The organism is Pseudomonas sp. NFPP04 (genome assembly GCF_900113815.1).
Taxonomy (GTDB): domain Bacteria; phylum Pseudomonadota; class Gammaproteobacteria; order Pseudomonadales; family Pseudomonadaceae; genus Aquipseudomonas; species Aquipseudomonas extremorientalis.
Window position 1 is genome coordinate 472,921 of record NZ_FOQS01000004.1, and the last position, 16,780, is coordinate 489,700.

A 16,780-nucleotide genomic window follows, 5' to 3' on the forward strand; every position below is an offset into this window, starting at 1 on the left:
TTCATCCCTAATAAGCGTTGCCTGGCACAATGACCACACCGTCGGCGCACTCATGCGCCAGCCAACTGGTCCAGCCGAGGCGGCAGACGTTGTGTTCGCCGATGTGCAGCGGCCGGATCTCTTCCTTGGCCATGACCAGACGCACGTCATAGTCCAAAGGGTCCCGCGCCGTCAGGCGCACCAACGAACACAGCAGCGGGTAGTCCGCGCCGGTCGGCAAAAAACCATGGAATCGGTCCCACCCCACCCCCTGCAGATGCACCCTGAACTTGCCATTGCGATCAGCCACCTGGCTGCCCAGCACGTGGTCATGGCCAAGGGTGCTGTTGGCGGCGCCAAGCCGATTTCGCTGTGATTCGGCGATGACCACGCTGCGCAGGACCCATTGCTCGACGAACAAACGGCGGTGCTTGAAGTAGTAACGCAGCACCGTCTCGATCAAGGCCGAAGAATGCACCCGCAGGCTGAGCAACCCCAGGTAGGGCAACAGTCGCTTGCCGTTCAGTTGCGTGGCGCTGCGGACCTGCGGCCCTCTTAACCCGATCAACGCAAACATCTGCTCGGAGAAGGCATCACGGGCGCCTGCCTGGAAACACGCCCGATAGCGATATTTGCGCCAGATCGGCAGCATCAGCCGTTGCAGACGGTGATGGAACACGTCGAGGAAATCCCGGGTTGCGTTGCCACCCAATTCATCGACGCACGCCTGCTCAGCGTAAAACGCTGGCAATGGCGAACCCGCACCACACAGGCCCAGTACGTTAAGACGCAAACGCGCACGCAACTGGCCGTGCTCGATAAAAAACGCCACCCGGTCGATATCGTGACCGGGAAAACCCAGGCCCGGGTTGGCCTGGAACTCAAGCAAGTCGTACAGCGTGTCGTCATCCAGCAACGGATGGGCATCGCGCAGACGCTTGATGACCCGCAGGACCGCCTGAAACAGCGAGTACTCACGGATGACCCGGGTCAGTTGTGTCAAAGCGGGGGCTGCTGGCCCATCCGTGGTGACCATAGGTACACGTCTCCTTGTGTGCTGATGACTCTAAGTTCGTGGTAAGCGTTGAGGCTGGCGTACAGCGCGAAGAATTCGTTGAGCACCGAGGCGAACACAAACACCTCGCCCTCCCCCAGGAAGCCCTGGGGATCGATGGTCAAGTCAATGCGTAACCCTCGAATCGGCAAGCCGTGGAACAATTGGTCGACTGCTGTGTGGCTGACCGAGCGCATCGCGCCCAATCGCCGCTCGCTGACCTTCTGCGCCTGGCGATCGTGGTAGCGCGGCAAATCGTAGGTTTCGAGGATCACTTTCAAGGCATGGATGTCGGTCAGCGACAGGTAGTTGAGCGACATGTTGCTGATCAGCCGCCAGAGAAAGTCCCGGTCCAGAGGCGGAATAAAACTGGCTGTCGGTGCGCAGATATTCCGAAACGACAGCCCTTGCGGCGTCTGCTCGCAAGGCTGGTTGATGTCGCCGATCTGCAACTGTCGAGGCAAGTTGTGATTGGTGCACGTCAGCTCGATCGACAGTGTCTGCTGATCCAGCTCCAGACCGCTGCCCAACCCGAGCCAGGTATCCAGCCCGGTGTGCTGCGCCGATGGCCGCTGGCGAATGCTGTAACTCGCCGGTCCCTGGGAACGCGCGGTATCCCCCTCATGCTCGAAGGATTCAAAGGGCACGTAGGCCTGATACCCCAGCCCTCCGGGGTGCCAACCCGTGACGCTGTCTACGGAAAATACACTGGCGTTACCACGTGAGTACTCACCAGGGATCAGCAGGTATTCGTCCTGTTTTCCGTCCAGGCGGATAGGTACCGCGTCATGCTTGAACAGGTTGACGATGGGGGTGCAGTACAGCTTCACGTTATCCAGGGTGGGCTGCCCGGGTTCTCGCCATGGCCTGCCCAATCGGAAGCGCAACACTACGCCGCACACCTGCTTGAGCAGTTCGCCAGGTAATCGGTGCAGTACCCCCAACCCTCCCACATCGACAAACAGGTACTTGTCGGGAAAGGCAAAGTACTCCTGCAGATGGCGATAGCCGCCAAAAGTATTCGGCGGATACGGAATCAGTGCCTGCTCCTCGCTGAACCCCACCGGCTGAACCTGATCGGCGTCCAGAAGCAGCGATATCGCCTGCCCATCCTCCCCACTGACCGGCAAGCCATCCCGACCGAAAGGCAGCAACTCGATACCCTCCAGATGACGCAACAGACTCAGGTACAACGCCTGGCTGATGTAGCGATCTCCCGCCAGATGCAGACGTAGCTGATCGAAGTTCCACTCACTGAAGTTGCCTTCTGCACTCATCTCCAGGCGCAGGCTCAAACTGCCCCGCTCTGCCTGGGCGCTGTAGTCCAGCGCACTCAGTTGCAACGGTAGAACCTGAGTGGCGTAGCAGGTACGAAAGCGGCATCGTTCGTCATTGACTGCGACACTTTCAACCGGTGTATCGCGCGCGACCCACACGCCAGGGCCTGAGTGTTTCAGCGGATCGAACTGCAGGATGCTGAACGCCGGCAATGGACGCATGTAGTTGGGCCAGAGCAACTGCATCAGCGAATGCGTCAGCTCTGGAATCTCGTCATCCAGTTTCTGGCGCAAGCGCCCGGTGAGAAACGCAAAGCCTTCCAGTAACCGCTCTACGTCCGGGTCCTGACCCGCCTCCGCAAGAAAGGGAGCAAGCGCCGGATTGCGCTCGGAGAAGCGTCGACCGAGCTGTCGCAGTGCACTGAGTTCGCTCTGGTAGTAACGGTTAAAGGTCATCAGGCATGACCTCTACCCGGCCGGAATCAGAGAGCCGCGCGGTAAACACCACCGGTTGAGCGACACCCTTGACCAGCAGGGTGGCTTCGATAGCGAACGCAAGCGCCAGCGGGTCATGATCCCGTGGCAACATCATCACTTTTACCTGCTTCAAGCGCGGCTCGTACGCTCGGATAAAGCGCTCGATCAACAGACGTGACTGACTCAGTGATTCATGCAGGCTCTGATTCATATCATTGAGGTCGGGCATACCGTAGTCCGGCAATGTCTGAACGCTGCCGGCACGGATACTGAGCATTTTCCCCAGGTGGTTCGCGACAGATGTCACGCTACTGGCGGAGGTTGCCGCCGGACGCTCGAGGCGCTCGAACAGGCTTCGATAACCGCGCACTTCTTGGTACCTGCTCATTCTTTGTCGAGCTTGCCGACGAGGGATAGCGTGAAATCAGCGCCCATGTACTTGAAATGCGGTCGCACACTCAGGTTGACGCGGTACCAGCCGGGCTCACCCTCGACATCACTGACGACGATGCGTGCCGCCCGCAAGGGACGTCGCCCACGGACTTCAGCGCTGGGGTTTTCCTGGTCGGCGACGTACTGGCGAATCCATTTGTTGAGTTCCAGCTCCAGGTCGGTGCGCTCCTTCCATGAACCCAATTGCTCACGCTGAAGGACCTTGAGGTAATGGGCCAGGCGATTGACCACCATCATGTATGGCAACTGGGTGCCCAGGCGGTAATTCAGCTCGGCTTCCTTGCCCTCGGGGCTGAGCCCGAAGTGTTTCGGCTTTTGCACCGAGCTGGCGGAAAAAAACGCCGCGTTGTCACTGCCCTTGCGCATCGTCAAGGCGATGAAGCCTTCTTGCGCCAGTTCGTATTCACGACGGTCGGACACCAGTACTTCGGTGGGGATCTTGGTTTCGATTTCCCCCATGCTCTGGAAGTGATGCAACGGCAAGTCTTCCACCGCTCCACCGCTTTGCGGGCCAATGATGTTCGGGCACCAGCGGAACCGCGCGAAACTGTCAGTCAGGCGCGTGGCGAAGGCGTAGGACGTGTTGCCCCACAGGTAGTGCTCGTGGCTGTTGACCACGTTTTCCTGGTAGGCAAAGGTCTTGACTGGACACTCAAGCGGATCATAGGGCGTGCGCAGCAGGAATCGCGGCACGGTCAAGCCGATGTAGCGCGCATCTTCGCTTTGGCGAAAGCTTTGCCACTTGGCAAATTGCGGGCCTTCGAAGTGATCCTTCAGGTCCTTGAGGTCGGGTAAACCGGTGAAACTTTCCAAGCCGAAGAACGCCGGCCCGGCGGCTGCGATAAATGGCGCATGGGCCATGCAGGCTACACTGGCGGCGTACTGCATCAGTTTTACATCAGGGGCGCTGGGGGATAGGAAGTAGTTGGCGATAATCGCGCCCACCGGCTGACCACCAAACTGCCCGTATTCCGCACTGTAGATGTGCTTGTACAAACCGGACTGGGTCACTTCCGGCGAGTCTTCAAAATCTTCCAGCAGGTCTTGCCGGGAGACGTTCAGCAGTTCGATCTTGATGTTCTCGCGAAAGTTGGTGCGATCGACCAGCAGTTGCAACCCCTTCCAGGACGCTTCCAGCGCCTGGAAGTCGGGATGGTGCAGTATCTCGTCCATCTGCAGGCTGAGCTTGGTGTCGATCTCGGCGATCATCCGGTCGACGAGGCGTTTCTTGACGGGCTCGCCACGGTTCTGGGGCTTGATCAACTCTTCGATGAACGCCGATACACCGCGCTTGGCAATGTCATAGGCGTCGTCGTCGGCGCTCAACAATGTCTGGGCAACGATGTTATCGAGGATGCTGTACTGATCAGCAAGTTGTGCCGGCAGCGAATGCGGTTGTGTCGTCATGGGGTCAGTGTCCTTTTACTGGAAAATGTCAGGCGTCGGGGCTGTCCAGCCCTAGTTCCGCCAGTACCCGTGCGCGGGACTCGTCATCGGCCAGGGCTTGCTCGATAGCCTTGCGAAAGCTCGGGGTGTTGCCCAATGGCCCCTTCAACGCCACAAGTGCCTCACGTAGGGCCATCAGCTTGTGCAACTCGGGTACCTGCTCCACCAGGTTCGCAGGGTTGAAATCCTTCATGCCGTTGATGCGTACCTGAATGGCCAACTCGTCGACGCCCGCCTCCTCCTGCAAACGGTTGGGCACGCTCAACGTCAAGCTCAATGCCTGCTTGGCCAACACGTCATCCAGGGTGTTCTTGTCGATTGCGATGGGCTTGCGATCTTCAAGCTTGCGCACATCCTCACGCTGGGTGAAATCGCCCAGTACCAACAGTTTCAATGGCAGCTCGACTTCTTCCTGCGCCCCGCCGATGGCGGGTTTGAACGTGATGTTGATACGTTCCTTGGGGGCTACCGAACCTTCTTTGGCCATGGTGTCTCTCCTTTTTCAAGTGGCTCGAAAGCCTATTCAAGTACCGCTTCCAGATCGAAGAGGCACAGCCTGCGATGGGTGTCTTCCTTGCGTTCGCGCACGGCATGGTTTTGTGGCAGCAGGTCGCAACAGCGGTGCAGGAGCTGCGTCACTTCCAGGGCCAGCTCCGGCTCCCAGCGCTCCAGGCCCATGCGTTGCAGTTCATGGTCAAGCTGTTCGAGCTGGATCTTCGCCAGCTCATGCTTGCCCGCCTGTATGCACAGACGCGCTTGGGCGAGCCGCCAATGAAAACGTGCGCGATCACTGCGCGCGGCCTGCATGCCTTGCTTGAGTTCTCGAATGGCAGACTTGAGTCCGTCCTGACGCAGCCGCGGTGTCAACGCCTGCAACGCGGTCGCCCAGGGCTCGGCGTTCGTATCGATCACTGCTGCGGGTAATTCGGACCGGTGCAGGTGACGGACAACCTGCTGGGAGATCCAGTCGCGAGTGGCTGCGTCGGCAAAGGGTGCGCCGTCGTGAAAGCGAAACTCCGGCAGGTCCGGCAAGCGTTGCAGCAACAGCGCGAAGGTCACTTCCAGCTCGGTCATGGCCAGGTCGGCCTGCAGGACCTCCAGGCATTCCCAGAGCATGCGCAGACCATCGAACCAGAACATCGCCCCGGCAAGACTGGCCTCAAGCTCAAGCACCAGGTCTGCGTGATGGCCTTGTGCAAAGCGCTCCTGATAACGTTTGAGCTTGTCGGGAGCGGGCCCGCGCAACGCGGTCACCTGCTCGTTATCGGCATTCGGGTAGCTGGCAAGTGCCAGCCATGCCAGTGTCCGACTCAAACGCAACGCGCGCAGGTCGGTGGCGTTCTGGCGCAGCCACCAGGCACAGAGCGGGCGGGCCTGCTCCTGCAAGGTACGAAGCACCTTGTGGGCGTCCTTTTCGCTCTCCACCGCCGCTTCGGACTTGCGCAATTGGCTGGCGGCCTGCTTGACTTGCTCGATAACTCCGCTCAATCCCGCCACCGGGGTATCGTCCTGCACTGCCCGCTCCAATCGCTGCGCCAATTGCCTGCGAACCGGCAACAGCAGCGGCGCATCATCCCCGAGGTGCTCGGCCCAAAGCTCATCCAGATGCACCAGGTGCTCCAGCAAGGCGCGGAACAAAGGCTGCTGGTTCTGGAGCGCCAGGCCCTGCGTGAACAGCGGCTCGAGGCGCAACACCAGCCATCCGAATGCAGCACCGCGGGTGCGCGGTTTTTCCGGGTAGAGCACCGACCACTGATGCTCACAGAGGTAGCGCAACAACCCGAGCCCCGCCAGCAGCCCCGGGTAGGATTCACGCTGGTGCAATGCCCAGGTCAACCACACAGCCACCCGCAGATCCTTGGACTGATGGCGCAGCAGGTTCTCGCTGGTTTCCAGCACCTTGTGCCAGTCGGGCTGGCTGCCGGCATGAATCGATTGTGCCTTGGCCAGCTCGGACTCCAGCACTTCATATTCACTCGAAAAGCGCATATCGCTGCCCGCAAAACTTGTTTGCGTACAGGGTGCTCGCGCAAGTTCAAGGTAATAATCATACCGACCATCCGAATAAGGCATTTGCCACCACAACCAACTAAACATTCAAACAACAACAACTAGCCACACAAGTATCGCGTGTCTACCAGCCATCTTGATTTCGCAAAAAACTTGCGACGTCTTCGAACCTTAGTCATGCCCAAAACATTCAGCAAGCGATGGAACTGCACTTAGTCCTTTTCCTACAGAGCCAGTTACCACAGGGTGCGCGCAGGATTTTGCGCACCTAACACTGCATAGCCACTCAGCTAATCGTCAAACTTCAGCATTTATCAACAGTTCAATATGAGCAACTAAATGCACACCCATGCGCAATCGAATACGCGCAATTAAGCCCAGTAGCAGCCTATCGCGCTGGATATTCGACCTTATACAACACCATCACCCTGATTTCATTGGCGCCTGCACTTTCAGGCACGCTTCTTGTTATAGGTATTTGCCCAGCCGAAAATACTTATCGGCTGGAACTACCTCATCAATCAGACAAGGAACCCCGTCATGCCAACACCCGCGTATCTCTCCATTACCGGTGTAAAACAAGGTTTGATCACGGCAGGCACGTTTACCCAGGACTCGGTAGGTAACATTTACCAGGAAGGCCATGAAGACCAGATCCTGGTCCAGGCTTTTTCTCATCAGGTGATCATTCCCCGCGACCCACAGTCAGGCCAGCCAACAGGTCAGCGCGTCCATAAACCCCTGATGATCAGCAAAGTGTTCGATAAGTCCTCGCCCTTGCTCTTCAGTGCATTGACCAGCGGCGAAGAGGTCAAGTGCCGGCTGGAGTGGCTGCGCACTTCGTCGGCCGGCACCCAGGAGCATTACTTCACCATCGAACTGGAGGGGGCGACCATCGTGGATATCCAGTCACGCATGCCCAACTGCCAGGACCCCGACAACGCCCACTTCACTCACTTGGAAGATGTGTATTTCACCTATCGCAAGATCGTGTGGACCCACGAAGTGTCCGGTACTTCGGGGTCGGATGACTGGCGCAGCCCGGTTGCAGGTTAAACCGGCTTGACACAGGCACGGCGCCAGGGAAGGCGCCATGCCTGTACGGCAACTACACCATCGCCAAAGGATGCTTGCGTTTCGGCGCGCCGAATACCCGATCGATCGCGTCCAGGTCGTGCTCATCCAACACCAGCTTGGCTGCAGCTGCGTTGAGTCGCACGTGCTCGGGTGTAACGGCCTTGGGGATGGCGATCACACCGTCCTGGCGCAACACCCAGGCCAGGGAAACCTGGGCGGGTGTGACCTCGTGGCGGCGGGCGATCTGCTTGAGGGTGGGGCTGGATAACAGTTCGCCGCCCTGGGCGATCGGGCAGTACGCCATCAAGGGCAAGTGGTGCTGTTGCCACCAGGGCAGCAGGTCGAATTCGATGCCGCGTTCTTCAATGTTGTACAACACTTGGTTGGTGGCGCAGGCCGGGGAGGCAAGTTCCTGCAGGTCGGCCACGTCGAAGTTGGAAACACCCCAGCGTCCGATCTTGCCCGCTTCGCGCAGGCGTTCGAAGGCTTCGACCGTTTCTTGCAGCGGGTACTGGCCGCGCCAGTGCAGCAGATACAGATCAATGTAGTCGGTGCCCAGGCGCTGGAGGCTGGCCTCACAGGCACGGGGCACGCCCTTGTGGCTGGCGTTGTGCGGGTAGACTTTGCTCACCAGGAACACCTGGTCGCGGCGGCCACGAATGGCCTCGCCGACGACCGTTTCAGCACCGCCCTCCCCGTACATTTCGGCGGTATCGATGAGGGTCATGCCCTCGTCGATGCCCAGTTGCAACGCCGCCACTTCGGCGCGGTGCTGGTCGGGATTTTCGCCCATGCGCCAGGTGCCCTGGCCGATGACAGGGACGGGAACGCCCGCCAGATCAATGGTACGCATGACAACCTCCTGATGAGTTCGCGGATCAACAGTGTGGCATTGGTCGGACAAAAGGGTTCAATCGAAGTATGGTTAGCCTCTGCCAAGTCGCCAGGAAGTCTCTGCAATGCTGTTTGTCGTCATGCTCGGGGGTAAGCACCCGCGGGCGAAAATTGAAGTTCACGATGTGGTGTTCGCCGTGGCGGACACGCTGGAAGCAGCCTACCCGCAACTGCGTGCCGACTGGTTCGGCAGCCCCAAGGGCATGCATATCGACTCGTGGATGGCGGTGGATGGCGTCGACGGCTGGAAAGTCGAACTCAGCCCCCTGGCCCCTGCCGCCGGCGCACATCACCTGTACTTCATCAACCTGGGCGGTTACGAAGCCAACAGCTTTGGCGAGGCCCACCACTACCTCCTGGTGGCCGCCCGCAATAAGCAGGAGGCCACGAACAAGGGCAAGCAACAGATGCTGCGTCACTGGTCCCAGGCCCACACCGATGGGGTACTGGACATCGACGACTGCCTGCCCATCGACCTGGTGGACGGTCGTTATATCCACCTGGTGCAGGGACCGCACCGACCGGTCATCCAGCAGAACGACTACATCGTCCTGACCTGAACCCTACCTGACAGTGCATGCGCAACTCATCGAATGGCTCCCCGTAGCGGCGCCATGGCCTGTACCTGAGCCACTCGGTTAATCGAGTGGAACTTTGCCAGGAAATAACCGCCTGAATCCGGTAGGCTCACCTTTTTTATTCAAGGAGTTACTTCCCATGGCCAAAGCCACCGCCCGTCACATCCTCGTTTCCACTGAAGACAAGTGCAACGAACTCAAGGCCCAAATCGAAGGCGGCGCCGATTTCGCAGAAGTCGCCAAAGCCAACTCCAGCTGCCCATCCAGCCGCCAAGGTGGTGACCTGGGTTCGTTCGGTCCAGGCCAGATGGTCAAGGAATTCGACACCGTCGTGTTCAGCGCCCCGGTCAACACCGTGCAAGGTCCGGTGAAGACCCAGTTCGGCTATCATCTGCTCGAAGTCACCAGCCGCCAGGACTGATCCCGTCTGTGCTGATGCAATAAACAACGGCCCGCCTTTTGGTGGGCCGTTGTGCATGTGATGACTGGCGACGCTCATGCCGTTAGCGTACAAATCCCTTTCCTTCTTCATACGGCGTTCAAGGCTGACAATGCGATTGGCTTTTTCTTACTTCTTGAGCTCGTCCCTGGCACTGCTGCTGACCAGCACTGCCGTGATCGCGGCACCTCAACCGTACCTGACGGTGTATGGCGAACCGGCCAAGTACCCCGCCGGCTTTACCCATTTCGACTACGCCAACCCTGACGCCCCCAAGGGTGGCAGCCTGCGCCGCTCGGCCATCGAGATCGGACGCTTCGACCATGTATTGCCATATATCGACAAAGGCATCGGCGTGTCCCAGGTTGACGGCTGGCTCTACGCGCCCCTGGCCCAGCGTTCCCTGGACGAGCCCTACACGGTCTACGGCCTGGTCGCCGAAAAAATGGAGCGCGCCGACGACGGCCTGTCGCTACGCTTTTTCCTCAACCCCAAGGCGCGCTTTGCCGATGGCAAGCCGATCACCGCCGAAGACGTGCGCTACAGCTTCGACCTGCTGATGACCCAGGGCAGCCTGCGCTTTCGCACCCTGTTCGCCGACGTCAAGCACGTCGAAGTCGAAGGCGAGCGCCAGGTGCGTTTCGACTTCTCCAGCAATGAAAACCGTACCCTGCCCCTGGACATCGCTACCCTGCCCGTCTTCCCCGAGCACTGGTGGAAGACCCGCGACTTTGCCAACGGCGGTGGCTATGAAGCCCCACTGGGCAGCGGTCCGTACAAAGTCAGCAAGATCGATTCCGGCAGTACCATCACCTTCACCCGTGATCCGAACTGGTGGGGCAAGGACTTGCCTGTCAGCCGTGGCCTGTACAACTTCGATCACCTGAGCCTGGAGTATTTCGGCGACACCGAAGTGGCCCGCCAGGTATTGCGCGGCGGTGCCTACGATTTCAACCGTGAGTTTTCCGCCACCGGGTATTCCATCGGCTACAACGGCCCGGCCCTGGATGACGGGCGCCTGCAACGTGCGCACCTGGCCAAGGAAATGCCGCAACCGGCCCAGGGTTATGTGTTCAACGTGCAAAAACCGATATTCAAGGACCGCCGCGTGCGCCAGGCCCTGGCGATGCTGTGGGATTTTGAATGGGCCAACCGGCAGATGATGCGCAATATGTACATCCGCCAGCAGAGTTACTTCTCCAACAGCCCGCTGGCCGCCAGCCAGCCGCCAACAAAAGAAGAGCTGGCGATTCTTGAACCCTTGCGTGGCCAGGTCCCCGACGAGGTGTTCAGCCAGGTGTTCAAGGCACCGGTCACCGATGGTAGCGGCATGATCCGCGACAAACAGTTGCAAGCCCTGGGCCTGTTGGAAGCAGCAGGCTGGAAGCCAGAGGGTGACAAATTGGTAAACGCCGAAGGCGAGCCGCTGGAATTCACGTTCCTTAACACTCAGAACGGCCTCGAACGTCTGTTGTTACCGTACAAACGTAACCTCGCGCAGATCGGTATTACCCTCAATATCCGCCGTATCGACTCCTCGCAATATGTGAATCGGATCATGGCCAGGGATTACGACATGATCGTCATTGGTTTCCCCGTCACCACGTCACCGGGCATGGAGCTGTACAACTATTTCGGCTCGGCCGCCGCCTACGATCCAGGCGCCAACAACTACGCCGTACTCAAGGACCCCGCCGTCGACAGCCTGATCAAGGGCCTGGTCAAGGCCGACACCCAGGCGCAGATGCTCACCTACGCCCACGCGCTGGACCGGGTGCTGCAATGGAATTACCTGTGGATCCCCAATTACTACCCGCCCGGCACATCCGCTGCATGGTGGAACCGTTTCGGCCGCCCGGCCATCGAGGCAAAGAACGACGAAGCCCTGGAAACCTGGTGGGAAATCAGCCCCACGCCGCTGACGAATGAGCAAATGAATGCCGAGCTGAAAAAACGCGGAGGTGCGCACTGATGTTGGCCTATATCGTGCGGCGCCTGCTGCTGATCATCCCGACGCTGGTGATCATCCTGCTGGTGAATTTCGTGATCGTGCAGGCCGCTCCCGGCGGCCCGGTGGAACAAGCCATCGCCCATCTGCAAGGGATCGGCGGCGGCGGCGTCGGCGGTTCCTCCGGCGAAGGCATCAGCAGCGGCTCCCGCGCCAGCCGTGGCCTGGACCCGAAGCTGATCGCTGACATCGAGAAACAGTATGGCTTCGACAAACCCGCGCCGGAACGCCTGTGGCTGATGCTCAAGAGCTATGCCCAGTTGGACTTCGGCAACAGCTTCTTTCGCGGCAAGACGGTGATCGAGCTGATCCTGGAAAAAATGCCCGTGACCATATCCCTCGGCCTGTGGGCCACGTTGATCACCTACCTGGTGTCGATTCCCCTGGGGATTCGCAAGGCGGTGCGCCACGGCAGTAGCTTCGACGTGTGGAGCAGCACCGCGATTGTCGTCGGCTATGCGATGCCGGCATTCCTGTTCGCGATGTTCCTGATCGTAGTGTTTGCCGGTGGCACATCGTTGAACTGGTTCCCGGTGCGCGGTCTGGTGTCGGAAAACTTCGAAGAGCTGAGCACCGTGGGCAAGGTCGCCGATTACTTCTGGCATCTGGTATTGCCGGTCACCTCGCTGGTGATCGGCGGGTTTGCCACGCTGACCATCCTCACCAAGAACTCGTTCCTCAATGAAATCACGCGCCAGTACGTGGTGACCGCCCGCGCCAAGGGTTTGAGCGAACGACGCGTGCTCTACGGGCATGTGTTCCGCAATGCGATGTTGCTGGTGATCTCCGGAATTCCCCAGGCCTTTATTGCCGTGTTCTTTGCCGGTTCGCTGCTGATCGAGGTGATCTTCTCCCTCGACGGCCTGGGCCGCATGAGCTACGAGGCGGCTGTGTCCCGGGACTACCCTGTGGTATTCGGTTCGCTGTTCATCTTCACCTTGTTCGGCCTCTTGATAAAACTCATCGGTGACCTCTGCTACACCCTGGTGGACCCGCGTATCGACTTCGCCGCGAGGAACGCTTGATGCTTAACCTGTCTCCCGTGGCCCGTCGGCGTTTCGAGCGTTTCAAGAAAAACCGCCGCGGCTGGTGGTCGCTGTGGCTGTTTATCGGCCTGTTTATCCTGACCCTGGGCGGCGAGTTGATCGCCAATGACAAACCCTTGGTGCTGAGTTTCAAGAACGAGCTGTATTTTCCGGTGTTCAAGCGCTACACCGAGCAACAGTTCGGCGGCCAGTTGCCGTTCCAGGCTGACTATCGCAGTGACTACGTGCAAAAGCTGATCGAGCAGGACGGCGGCTGGATGCTGTTCCCGCCGATTCCGTTCAGCGACGACACGCCCAACTACGAGCTGACCCGCCCTGCCCCCAGCCCGCCTTCGACGGTGAACTGGCTGGGCACCGATGACCAGTCGCGGGATGTGCTGGCGCGGGTGATCTTTGGCGCCCGGGTCTCGATCCTGTTTGCGCTGGCGCTCACCGCGATCAGCGCAGCCATCGGCATTGCCGCCGGCGCATTGCAGGGCTATTACGGCGGTTGGGTGGACCTGATCGGCCAGCGCGTGCTGGAGGTGTGGTCCGGATTGCCGGTGCTGTACCTGCTGATCATCCTGTCGGGCTTTGTGGAGCCGAACTTCTGGTGGCTGCTGGGGATCATGGCGCTGTTTTCCTGGCTGGCCCTGGTGGATGTCGTGCGCGCCGAGTTCCTGCGCGGGCGCAACCTGGAATACGTCAAGGCCGCACGGGCGCTGGGCCTGGGCGATGGCAAAATCATCCGTCGGCATATCCTGCCCAACGCCATGACGGCGACCTTGAGTTACCTGCCGTTTATCCTGACCGGCGCGATCTCCACCTTGAGCGCGCTGGACTTCCTCGGTTTCGGCATGCCCGCGGGTAGCGCGTCACTGGGCGAACTGATTGCCCAGGGCAAGCAGAACCTGCAAGCGCCCTGGCTGGGCCTGACAGCGTTTTTCACCCTGGCGCTGATCCTGTCGCTGCTGGTCTTTATCGGCGAGGCATTGCGTGATGCCTTCGACCCACGCTCATGAGTGACTGCCTATGAACCTGATCGAAATCCGCGACCTCAGCGTCGCGTTCAGTGGCCAGACCGTGGTGCGCAACCTGTGCCTGGACGTACGCCCCGGCGAGTGTTTGGCACTGGTGGGCGAGTCGGGCTCGGGCAAGTCGGTGACGGCCCACTCGATCCTGCAACTGCTGCCCGAGGCCGGTACTCAAACCACCGGTTCCATCAAGTACCGTGGCCAGGAACTGGTCGGCGCTTCAGCCGCCACCTTGCAGAAGCTACGTGGCAACCGCATTGCCATGATCTTCCAGGAGCCGATGACCTCGCTCAACCCCTTGCACAGCATCGAAAAGCAGATCGGCGAAACCCTGCTGCTGCACAAGGGCCTGGGCGGCAAGGCGGCGCAGGCGCGCATCCTGGAACTGCTCGAACTGGTGGGCATCCAGAAGCCCCAGGAACGCCTCAAGGCTTATCCGCACCAGCTCTCCGGTGGTCAGCGCCAACGGGTGATGATCGCCATGGCCCTGGCCTGCGAACCGGAACTGCTGATCGCCGACGAACCCACCACGGCGCTGGACGTGACCGTGCAGCGCAAGATCCTGCTGCTGCTCAAGTCCCTGCAACAACGCTTGGGCATGTCCCTGCTGCTGATCAGCCACGACCTCAACCTGGTGCGCAGCATTGCCCAGCGCGTGTGCGTGATGCGTGCCGGCGAGATCGTCGAGCAGGCCGACTGCCAGACACTGTTCAGCGCGCCGCAGCACCCCTACAGCCGCCTGCTGCTGGATGCTGAACCGGCCGGTAATGCCCTGTGCAGTGACGAACGCGAGACGGTATTGCAGGTGGATGACCTGACCGTGCAATTCCCCCTCGGCGGTGGTTTGTTCCGGCGCAAGACTTACTTGCGGGCAGTGGATGGCATCAGCCTGAGCGTGCAGCGCGGCAAGACCCTGGGGATTGTCGGCGAGTCCGGCTCGGGCAAGTCCACCCTGGGCCAGGCGATTTTGCGGCTTCTTGATTCCACGGGCAGCATCCGCTTCCAGGGTGAAGCCCTCGACCCGCTGAACCATAAGCAGATGCGCCCATGGCGCAAGCAGATGCAGGTGGTGTTCCAGGACCCCTACGGCAGCCTCAGCCCGCGCATGACCGTGGAGCAGATCATCAGCGAAGGCCTGGAGGTTCACGCACCGTGCAGCCTGGCCGACCGCGATGCACAGGTGGTGCAGGTGCTCAAGGACGTGGGCCTCGATCCCGCCAGCCGCCATCGCTACCCCCATGAGTTCTCCGGTGGTCAGCGCCAACGCATCGCCATCGCCCGCGCCCTGGTGCTCAAGCCGGCGCTGATGTTGCTCGACGAACCGACCTCGGCCCTCGACCGCACCGTGCAGAAACAAGTGGTGGCGCTACTGCGTGAGTTGCAGGAGAAATACGGCCTGACCTACCTGTTTATCAGCCACGACCTGGCCGTGGTGCGTGCCATGGCCCATGACATGATCGTGATCAAGGATGGCAAGGTGGTGGAAGCCGGCGCGAGCCACCAGGTGTTTGATGCACCGCAGCATCCTTACACCCAAGAGCTGCTGGCGGCGGCGTGCGGGCTGTCGTCATGAGTACCAGCCTCACGGATTACCAACAGGTTCGCGGCCTGGCTATCCAGTCGCTGTTCGAGATCATCGAGCAGTCCAGCGAAGGCACGGTGATTGTCGACCGCGACGCCAATATCGTGTGGATGAACGAGCGCTACGCCAAGCGCTTTGGCCTCAAGAGCGCCGACGAGGCCATCGGCCAGCCGTGCGAGCAGGTGATCTCCAATAGCCTGCTGCGCCAGGTGGTACGCAATGACCAGCCCATATTGCTGGACATCCAGGACACGCCCAAGGGCCCGTTGGTGGTGATGCGCTTGCCGATCCACAACGACGCCGGTGCGGTGATCGGTGCGATCGGCTTTGCCTTGTTTGATGAACTGCGCAACCTGTCGCCACTGATTGAGCGCTACCTGAGCATGCAGCAAGAACTGGCGTCGACGCGCTCCTTGCTGCGCTCGCGGCAGAGCAAATACAACTTCGCGCATTTTATCGGCACCAGCGCCGCCAGCCTCGAAGTGAAACGCCGGGCGCGGCGCAGTGCCAGCGCCGAATCGCCCGTGCTGCTGCTGGGTGAAACCGGTACCGGCAAGGAGCTGCTGGCCCAGGCGATTCATGGCGCGTCCAGCCGTGCGCACAAGGCCTTTGTCAGCATCAACAGCGCGGCGATTCCCGCTGACCTGCTGGAAGCCGAGTTCTTCGGCACCGCACCGGGAGCGTTTACCGGCGCTGACCGCAAGGGCCGCCCCGGCAAGTTCCAGATCGCCCAGGGCGGCACGCTGTTCCTCGACGAAATCGGTGACATGCCCCTGCCCTTGCAAAGCAAACTGCTGCGCGTGTTGCAGGAAAAGGAATTCGAGCCGGTGGGTTCCAACGAGATGCTGCACAGCGATGTGCGGGTGATCGCCGCCACCTCCATGGACCTGGAGGCGGCGATCAAGCGCGGCGAGTTCCGCGCGGATTTGTATTACCGGCTGAATGTGCTGCCGATCCAGGTGCCGCCGTTGCGTGAGCGGCTGGAGGATATTCCGGCGTTGAGCGAGGCGATTCTGGAGGAACTGCGCAGCCAGCATGAACTGGACCGCGAGGCCCTGGCACTGCTGGCGCAGCATGCGTGGCCGGGGAACATCCGTGAGTTGCGCAATGTGCTGGAGCGGGCGGCGTTGCTCAGTGATGACCTGGTGTTGAATGCCGGGGAGATTCGGGCGGCGATTGGCACCTTTACCCCCGTGGAGCGTGGCAGTGCCGTCGCGACGGTCGAGGGCGAAAGCTTCAGTGCGGCGCGGGAGCGGTTTGATCGGCAGATCATCGCGGCGGCATTGAGCGCGTGCGAGGGAAATGTGGTGGAAGCAGCCAATCGGTTGGGGCTTGGGCGGTCGACGCTGTACAAGAAGATGGTGGCGTTGGGTATCAACTGATCTCCAAAAAGAGACAGAGATCTCAATACAGAGACAACCCAATGTGGGAGGGGGCTTGCCCCCGA

15 protein-coding genes are annotated in these 16,780 nt (G+C 60.3%); 8 read left to right on the forward strand and 7 right to left on the reverse strand.

What is annotated here, in order from left to right:
- Positions 1-7: 7 nt before the first annotated feature.
- The 6 genes from tssG to tssA are packed head-to-tail and all read right to left on the reverse strand — an operon-like array spanning position 8 to position 6,759.
- Positions 8-1,015, reverse strand: coding sequence for a type VI secretion system baseplate subunit TssG (gene tssG / locus BM017_RS11840; protein WP_092244297.1), 1,008 nt, complete (start codon positions 1,013-1,015; stop codon positions 8-10).
- Positions 979-2,766: a type VI secretion system baseplate subunit TssF gene (gene tssF / locus BM017_RS11845; protein ID WP_092244300.1), complete on the reverse strand. Its 1,788-nt coding sequence runs from the start codon at positions 2,764-2,766 to the stop codon at positions 979-981. Before tssF ends, tssG begins: the two co-directional genes overlap by 37 nt.
- Positions 2,756-3,175, reverse strand: coding sequence for a type VI secretion system baseplate subunit TssE (gene tssE, locus BM017_RS11850; protein WP_371914416.1), 420 nt, complete (start codon positions 3,173-3,175; stop codon positions 2,756-2,758). The genes tssF and tssE overlap by 11 nt, the downstream gene beginning before the upstream one ends.
- On the reverse strand, positions 3,172-4,647 hold the full coding sequence (tssC, locus tag BM017_RS11855) for a type VI secretion system contractile sheath large subunit (RefSeq protein ID WP_092244303.1): 1,476 nt from the start codon (positions 4,645-4,647) through the stop codon (positions 3,172-3,174). The genes tssE and tssC overlap by 4 nt, the downstream gene beginning before the upstream one ends.
- A gap of 28 nt (positions 4,648-4,675) precedes the next feature.
- Positions 4,676-5,173, reverse strand: a complete 498-nt coding sequence (gene tssB / locus BM017_RS11860; RefSeq protein WP_092244306.1) for a type VI secretion system contractile sheath small subunit — start codon at positions 5,171-5,173, stop codon at positions 4,676-4,678.
- Positions 5,174-5,205: 32 nt separating this feature from the next.
- On the reverse strand, positions 5,206-6,759 hold the full coding sequence (gene tssA, locus BM017_RS11865; RefSeq protein WP_092244309.1) for a type VI secretion system protein TssA: 1,554 nt from the start codon (positions 6,757-6,759) through the stop codon (positions 5,206-5,208).
- A gap of 477 nt (positions 6,760-7,236) precedes the next feature.
- On the opposite strand from tssA, the gene BM017_RS11870 reads away from it, so the two are divergent.
- Positions 7,237-7,752: an Hcp family type VI secretion system effector gene (locus BM017_RS11870; protein WP_025858362.1), complete on the forward strand. Its 516-nt coding sequence runs from the start codon at positions 7,237-7,239 to the stop codon at positions 7,750-7,752.
- 52 nt (positions 7,753-7,804) lie between these two features.
- On the opposite strand, the gene BM017_RS11875 is transcribed toward BM017_RS11870, so the two are convergent.
- Entirely contained in the window at positions 7,805-8,626 is an 822-nt protein-coding gene (locus BM017_RS11875) for an aldo/keto reductase (protein ID WP_092244313.1), read from the reverse strand.
- A gap of 106 nt (positions 8,627-8,732) precedes the next feature.
- Between BM017_RS11875 and BM017_RS11880 the strand changes: the two genes are divergently transcribed.
- The 7 genes from BM017_RS11880 to BM017_RS11910 all read left to right on the forward strand — a co-directional run bounded on the left by BM017_RS11880 (position 8,733) and on the right by BM017_RS11910 (position 16,715).
- A complete protein-coding gene (locus tag BM017_RS11880) occupies positions 8,733-9,227 on the forward strand; it encodes a DUF1543 domain-containing protein (protein ID WP_071487993.1) in 495 nt (164 codons plus the stop codon).
- 157 nt (positions 9,228-9,384) lie between these two features.
- Positions 9,385-9,666, forward strand: coding sequence for a peptidylprolyl isomerase (locus tag BM017_RS11885; protein WP_003174386.1), 282 nt, complete (start codon positions 9,385-9,387; stop codon positions 9,664-9,666).
- A gap of 130 nt (positions 9,667-9,796) precedes the next feature.
- A complete protein-coding gene (locus BM017_RS11890) occupies positions 9,797-11,656 on the forward strand; it encodes an extracellular solute-binding protein (RefSeq protein WP_092244316.1) in 1,860 nt (619 codons plus the stop codon).
- Positions 11,656-12,717, forward strand: coding sequence for a microcin C ABC transporter permease YejB (locus BM017_RS11895; RefSeq protein ID WP_092244319.1), 1,062 nt, complete (start codon positions 11,656-11,658; stop codon positions 12,715-12,717). The genes BM017_RS11890 and BM017_RS11895 overlap by 1 nt, the downstream gene beginning before the upstream one ends.
- The gene (locus BM017_RS11900) at positions 12,717-13,739 is read left to right on the forward strand and encodes an ABC transporter permease (protein WP_071487996.1); all 1,023 of its coding nucleotides are present in this window, start codon (positions 12,717-12,719) and stop codon (positions 13,737-13,739) included. The genes BM017_RS11895 and BM017_RS11900 overlap by 1 nt, the downstream gene beginning before the upstream one ends.
- 10 nt (positions 13,740-13,749) lie before the next feature.
- Positions 13,750-15,324, forward strand: a complete 1,575-nt coding sequence (locus tag BM017_RS11905) for an ABC transporter ATP-binding protein (RefSeq protein WP_092244322.1) — start codon at positions 13,750-13,752, stop codon at positions 15,322-15,324.
- On the forward strand, positions 15,321-16,715 hold the full coding sequence (locus BM017_RS11910; protein ID WP_092244325.1) for a sigma-54 interaction domain-containing protein: 1,395 nt from the start codon (positions 15,321-15,323) through the stop codon (positions 16,713-16,715). Before BM017_RS11905 ends, BM017_RS11910 begins: the two co-directional genes overlap by 4 nt.
- Positions 16,716-16,780 lie beyond the last annotated feature (65 nt).

Bases quoted from the DNA above. Each gene is read 5' to 3' on its own strand.
- tssG (WP_092244297.1), bottom strand. From the start codon at position 1,015: ATGGTCACCACGGATGGGCCAGCAGCCCCCGCTTTGACACAACTGACC.
- tssF (WP_092244300.1), bottom strand. From the start codon at position 2,766: ATGACCTTTAACCGTTACTACCAGAGCGAACTCAGTGCACTGCGACAG.
- tssE (WP_371914416.1), bottom strand. From the start codon at position 3,175: ATGAGCAGGTACCAAGAAGTGCGCGGTTATCGAAGCCTGTTCGAGCGC.
- tssC (WP_092244303.1), bottom strand. From the start codon at position 4,647: ATGACGACACAACCGCATTCGCTGCCGGCACAACTTGCTGATCAGTAC.
- tssB (WP_092244306.1), bottom strand. From the start codon at position 5,173: ATGGCCAAAGAAGGTTCGGTAGCCCCCAAGGAACGTATCAACATCACG.
- tssA (WP_092244309.1), bottom strand. From the start codon at position 6,759: ATGCCTTATTCGGATGGTCGGTATGATTATTACCTTGAACTTGCGCGA.
- BM017_RS11870 (WP_025858362.1), top strand. From the start codon at position 7,237: ATGCCAACACCCGCGTATCTCTCCATTACCGGTGTAAAACAAGGTTTG.
- BM017_RS11875 (WP_092244313.1), bottom strand. From the start codon at position 8,626: ATGCGTACCATTGATCTGGCGGGCGTTCCCGTCCCTGTCATCGGCCAG.
- BM017_RS11880 (WP_071487993.1), top strand. From the start codon at position 8,733: ATGCTGTTTGTCGTCATGCTCGGGGGTAAGCACCCGCGGGCGAAAATT.
- BM017_RS11885 (WP_003174386.1), top strand. From the start codon at position 9,385: ATGGCCAAAGCCACCGCCCGTCACATCCTCGTTTCCACTGAAGACAAG.
- BM017_RS11890 (WP_092244316.1), top strand. From the start codon at position 9,797: ATGCGATTGGCTTTTTCTTACTTCTTGAGCTCGTCCCTGGCACTGCTG.
- BM017_RS11895 (WP_092244319.1), top strand. From the start codon at position 11,656: ATGTTGGCCTATATCGTGCGGCGCCTGCTGCTGATCATCCCGACGCTG.
- BM017_RS11900 (WP_071487996.1), top strand. From the start codon at position 12,717: ATGCTTAACCTGTCTCCCGTGGCCCGTCGGCGTTTCGAGCGTTTCAAG.
- BM017_RS11905 (WP_092244322.1), top strand. From the start codon at position 13,750: ATGAACCTGATCGAAATCCGCGACCTCAGCGTCGCGTTCAGTGGCCAG.
- BM017_RS11910 (WP_092244325.1), top strand. From the start codon at position 15,321: ATGAGTACCAGCCTCACGGATTACCAACAGGTTCGCGGCCTGGCTATC.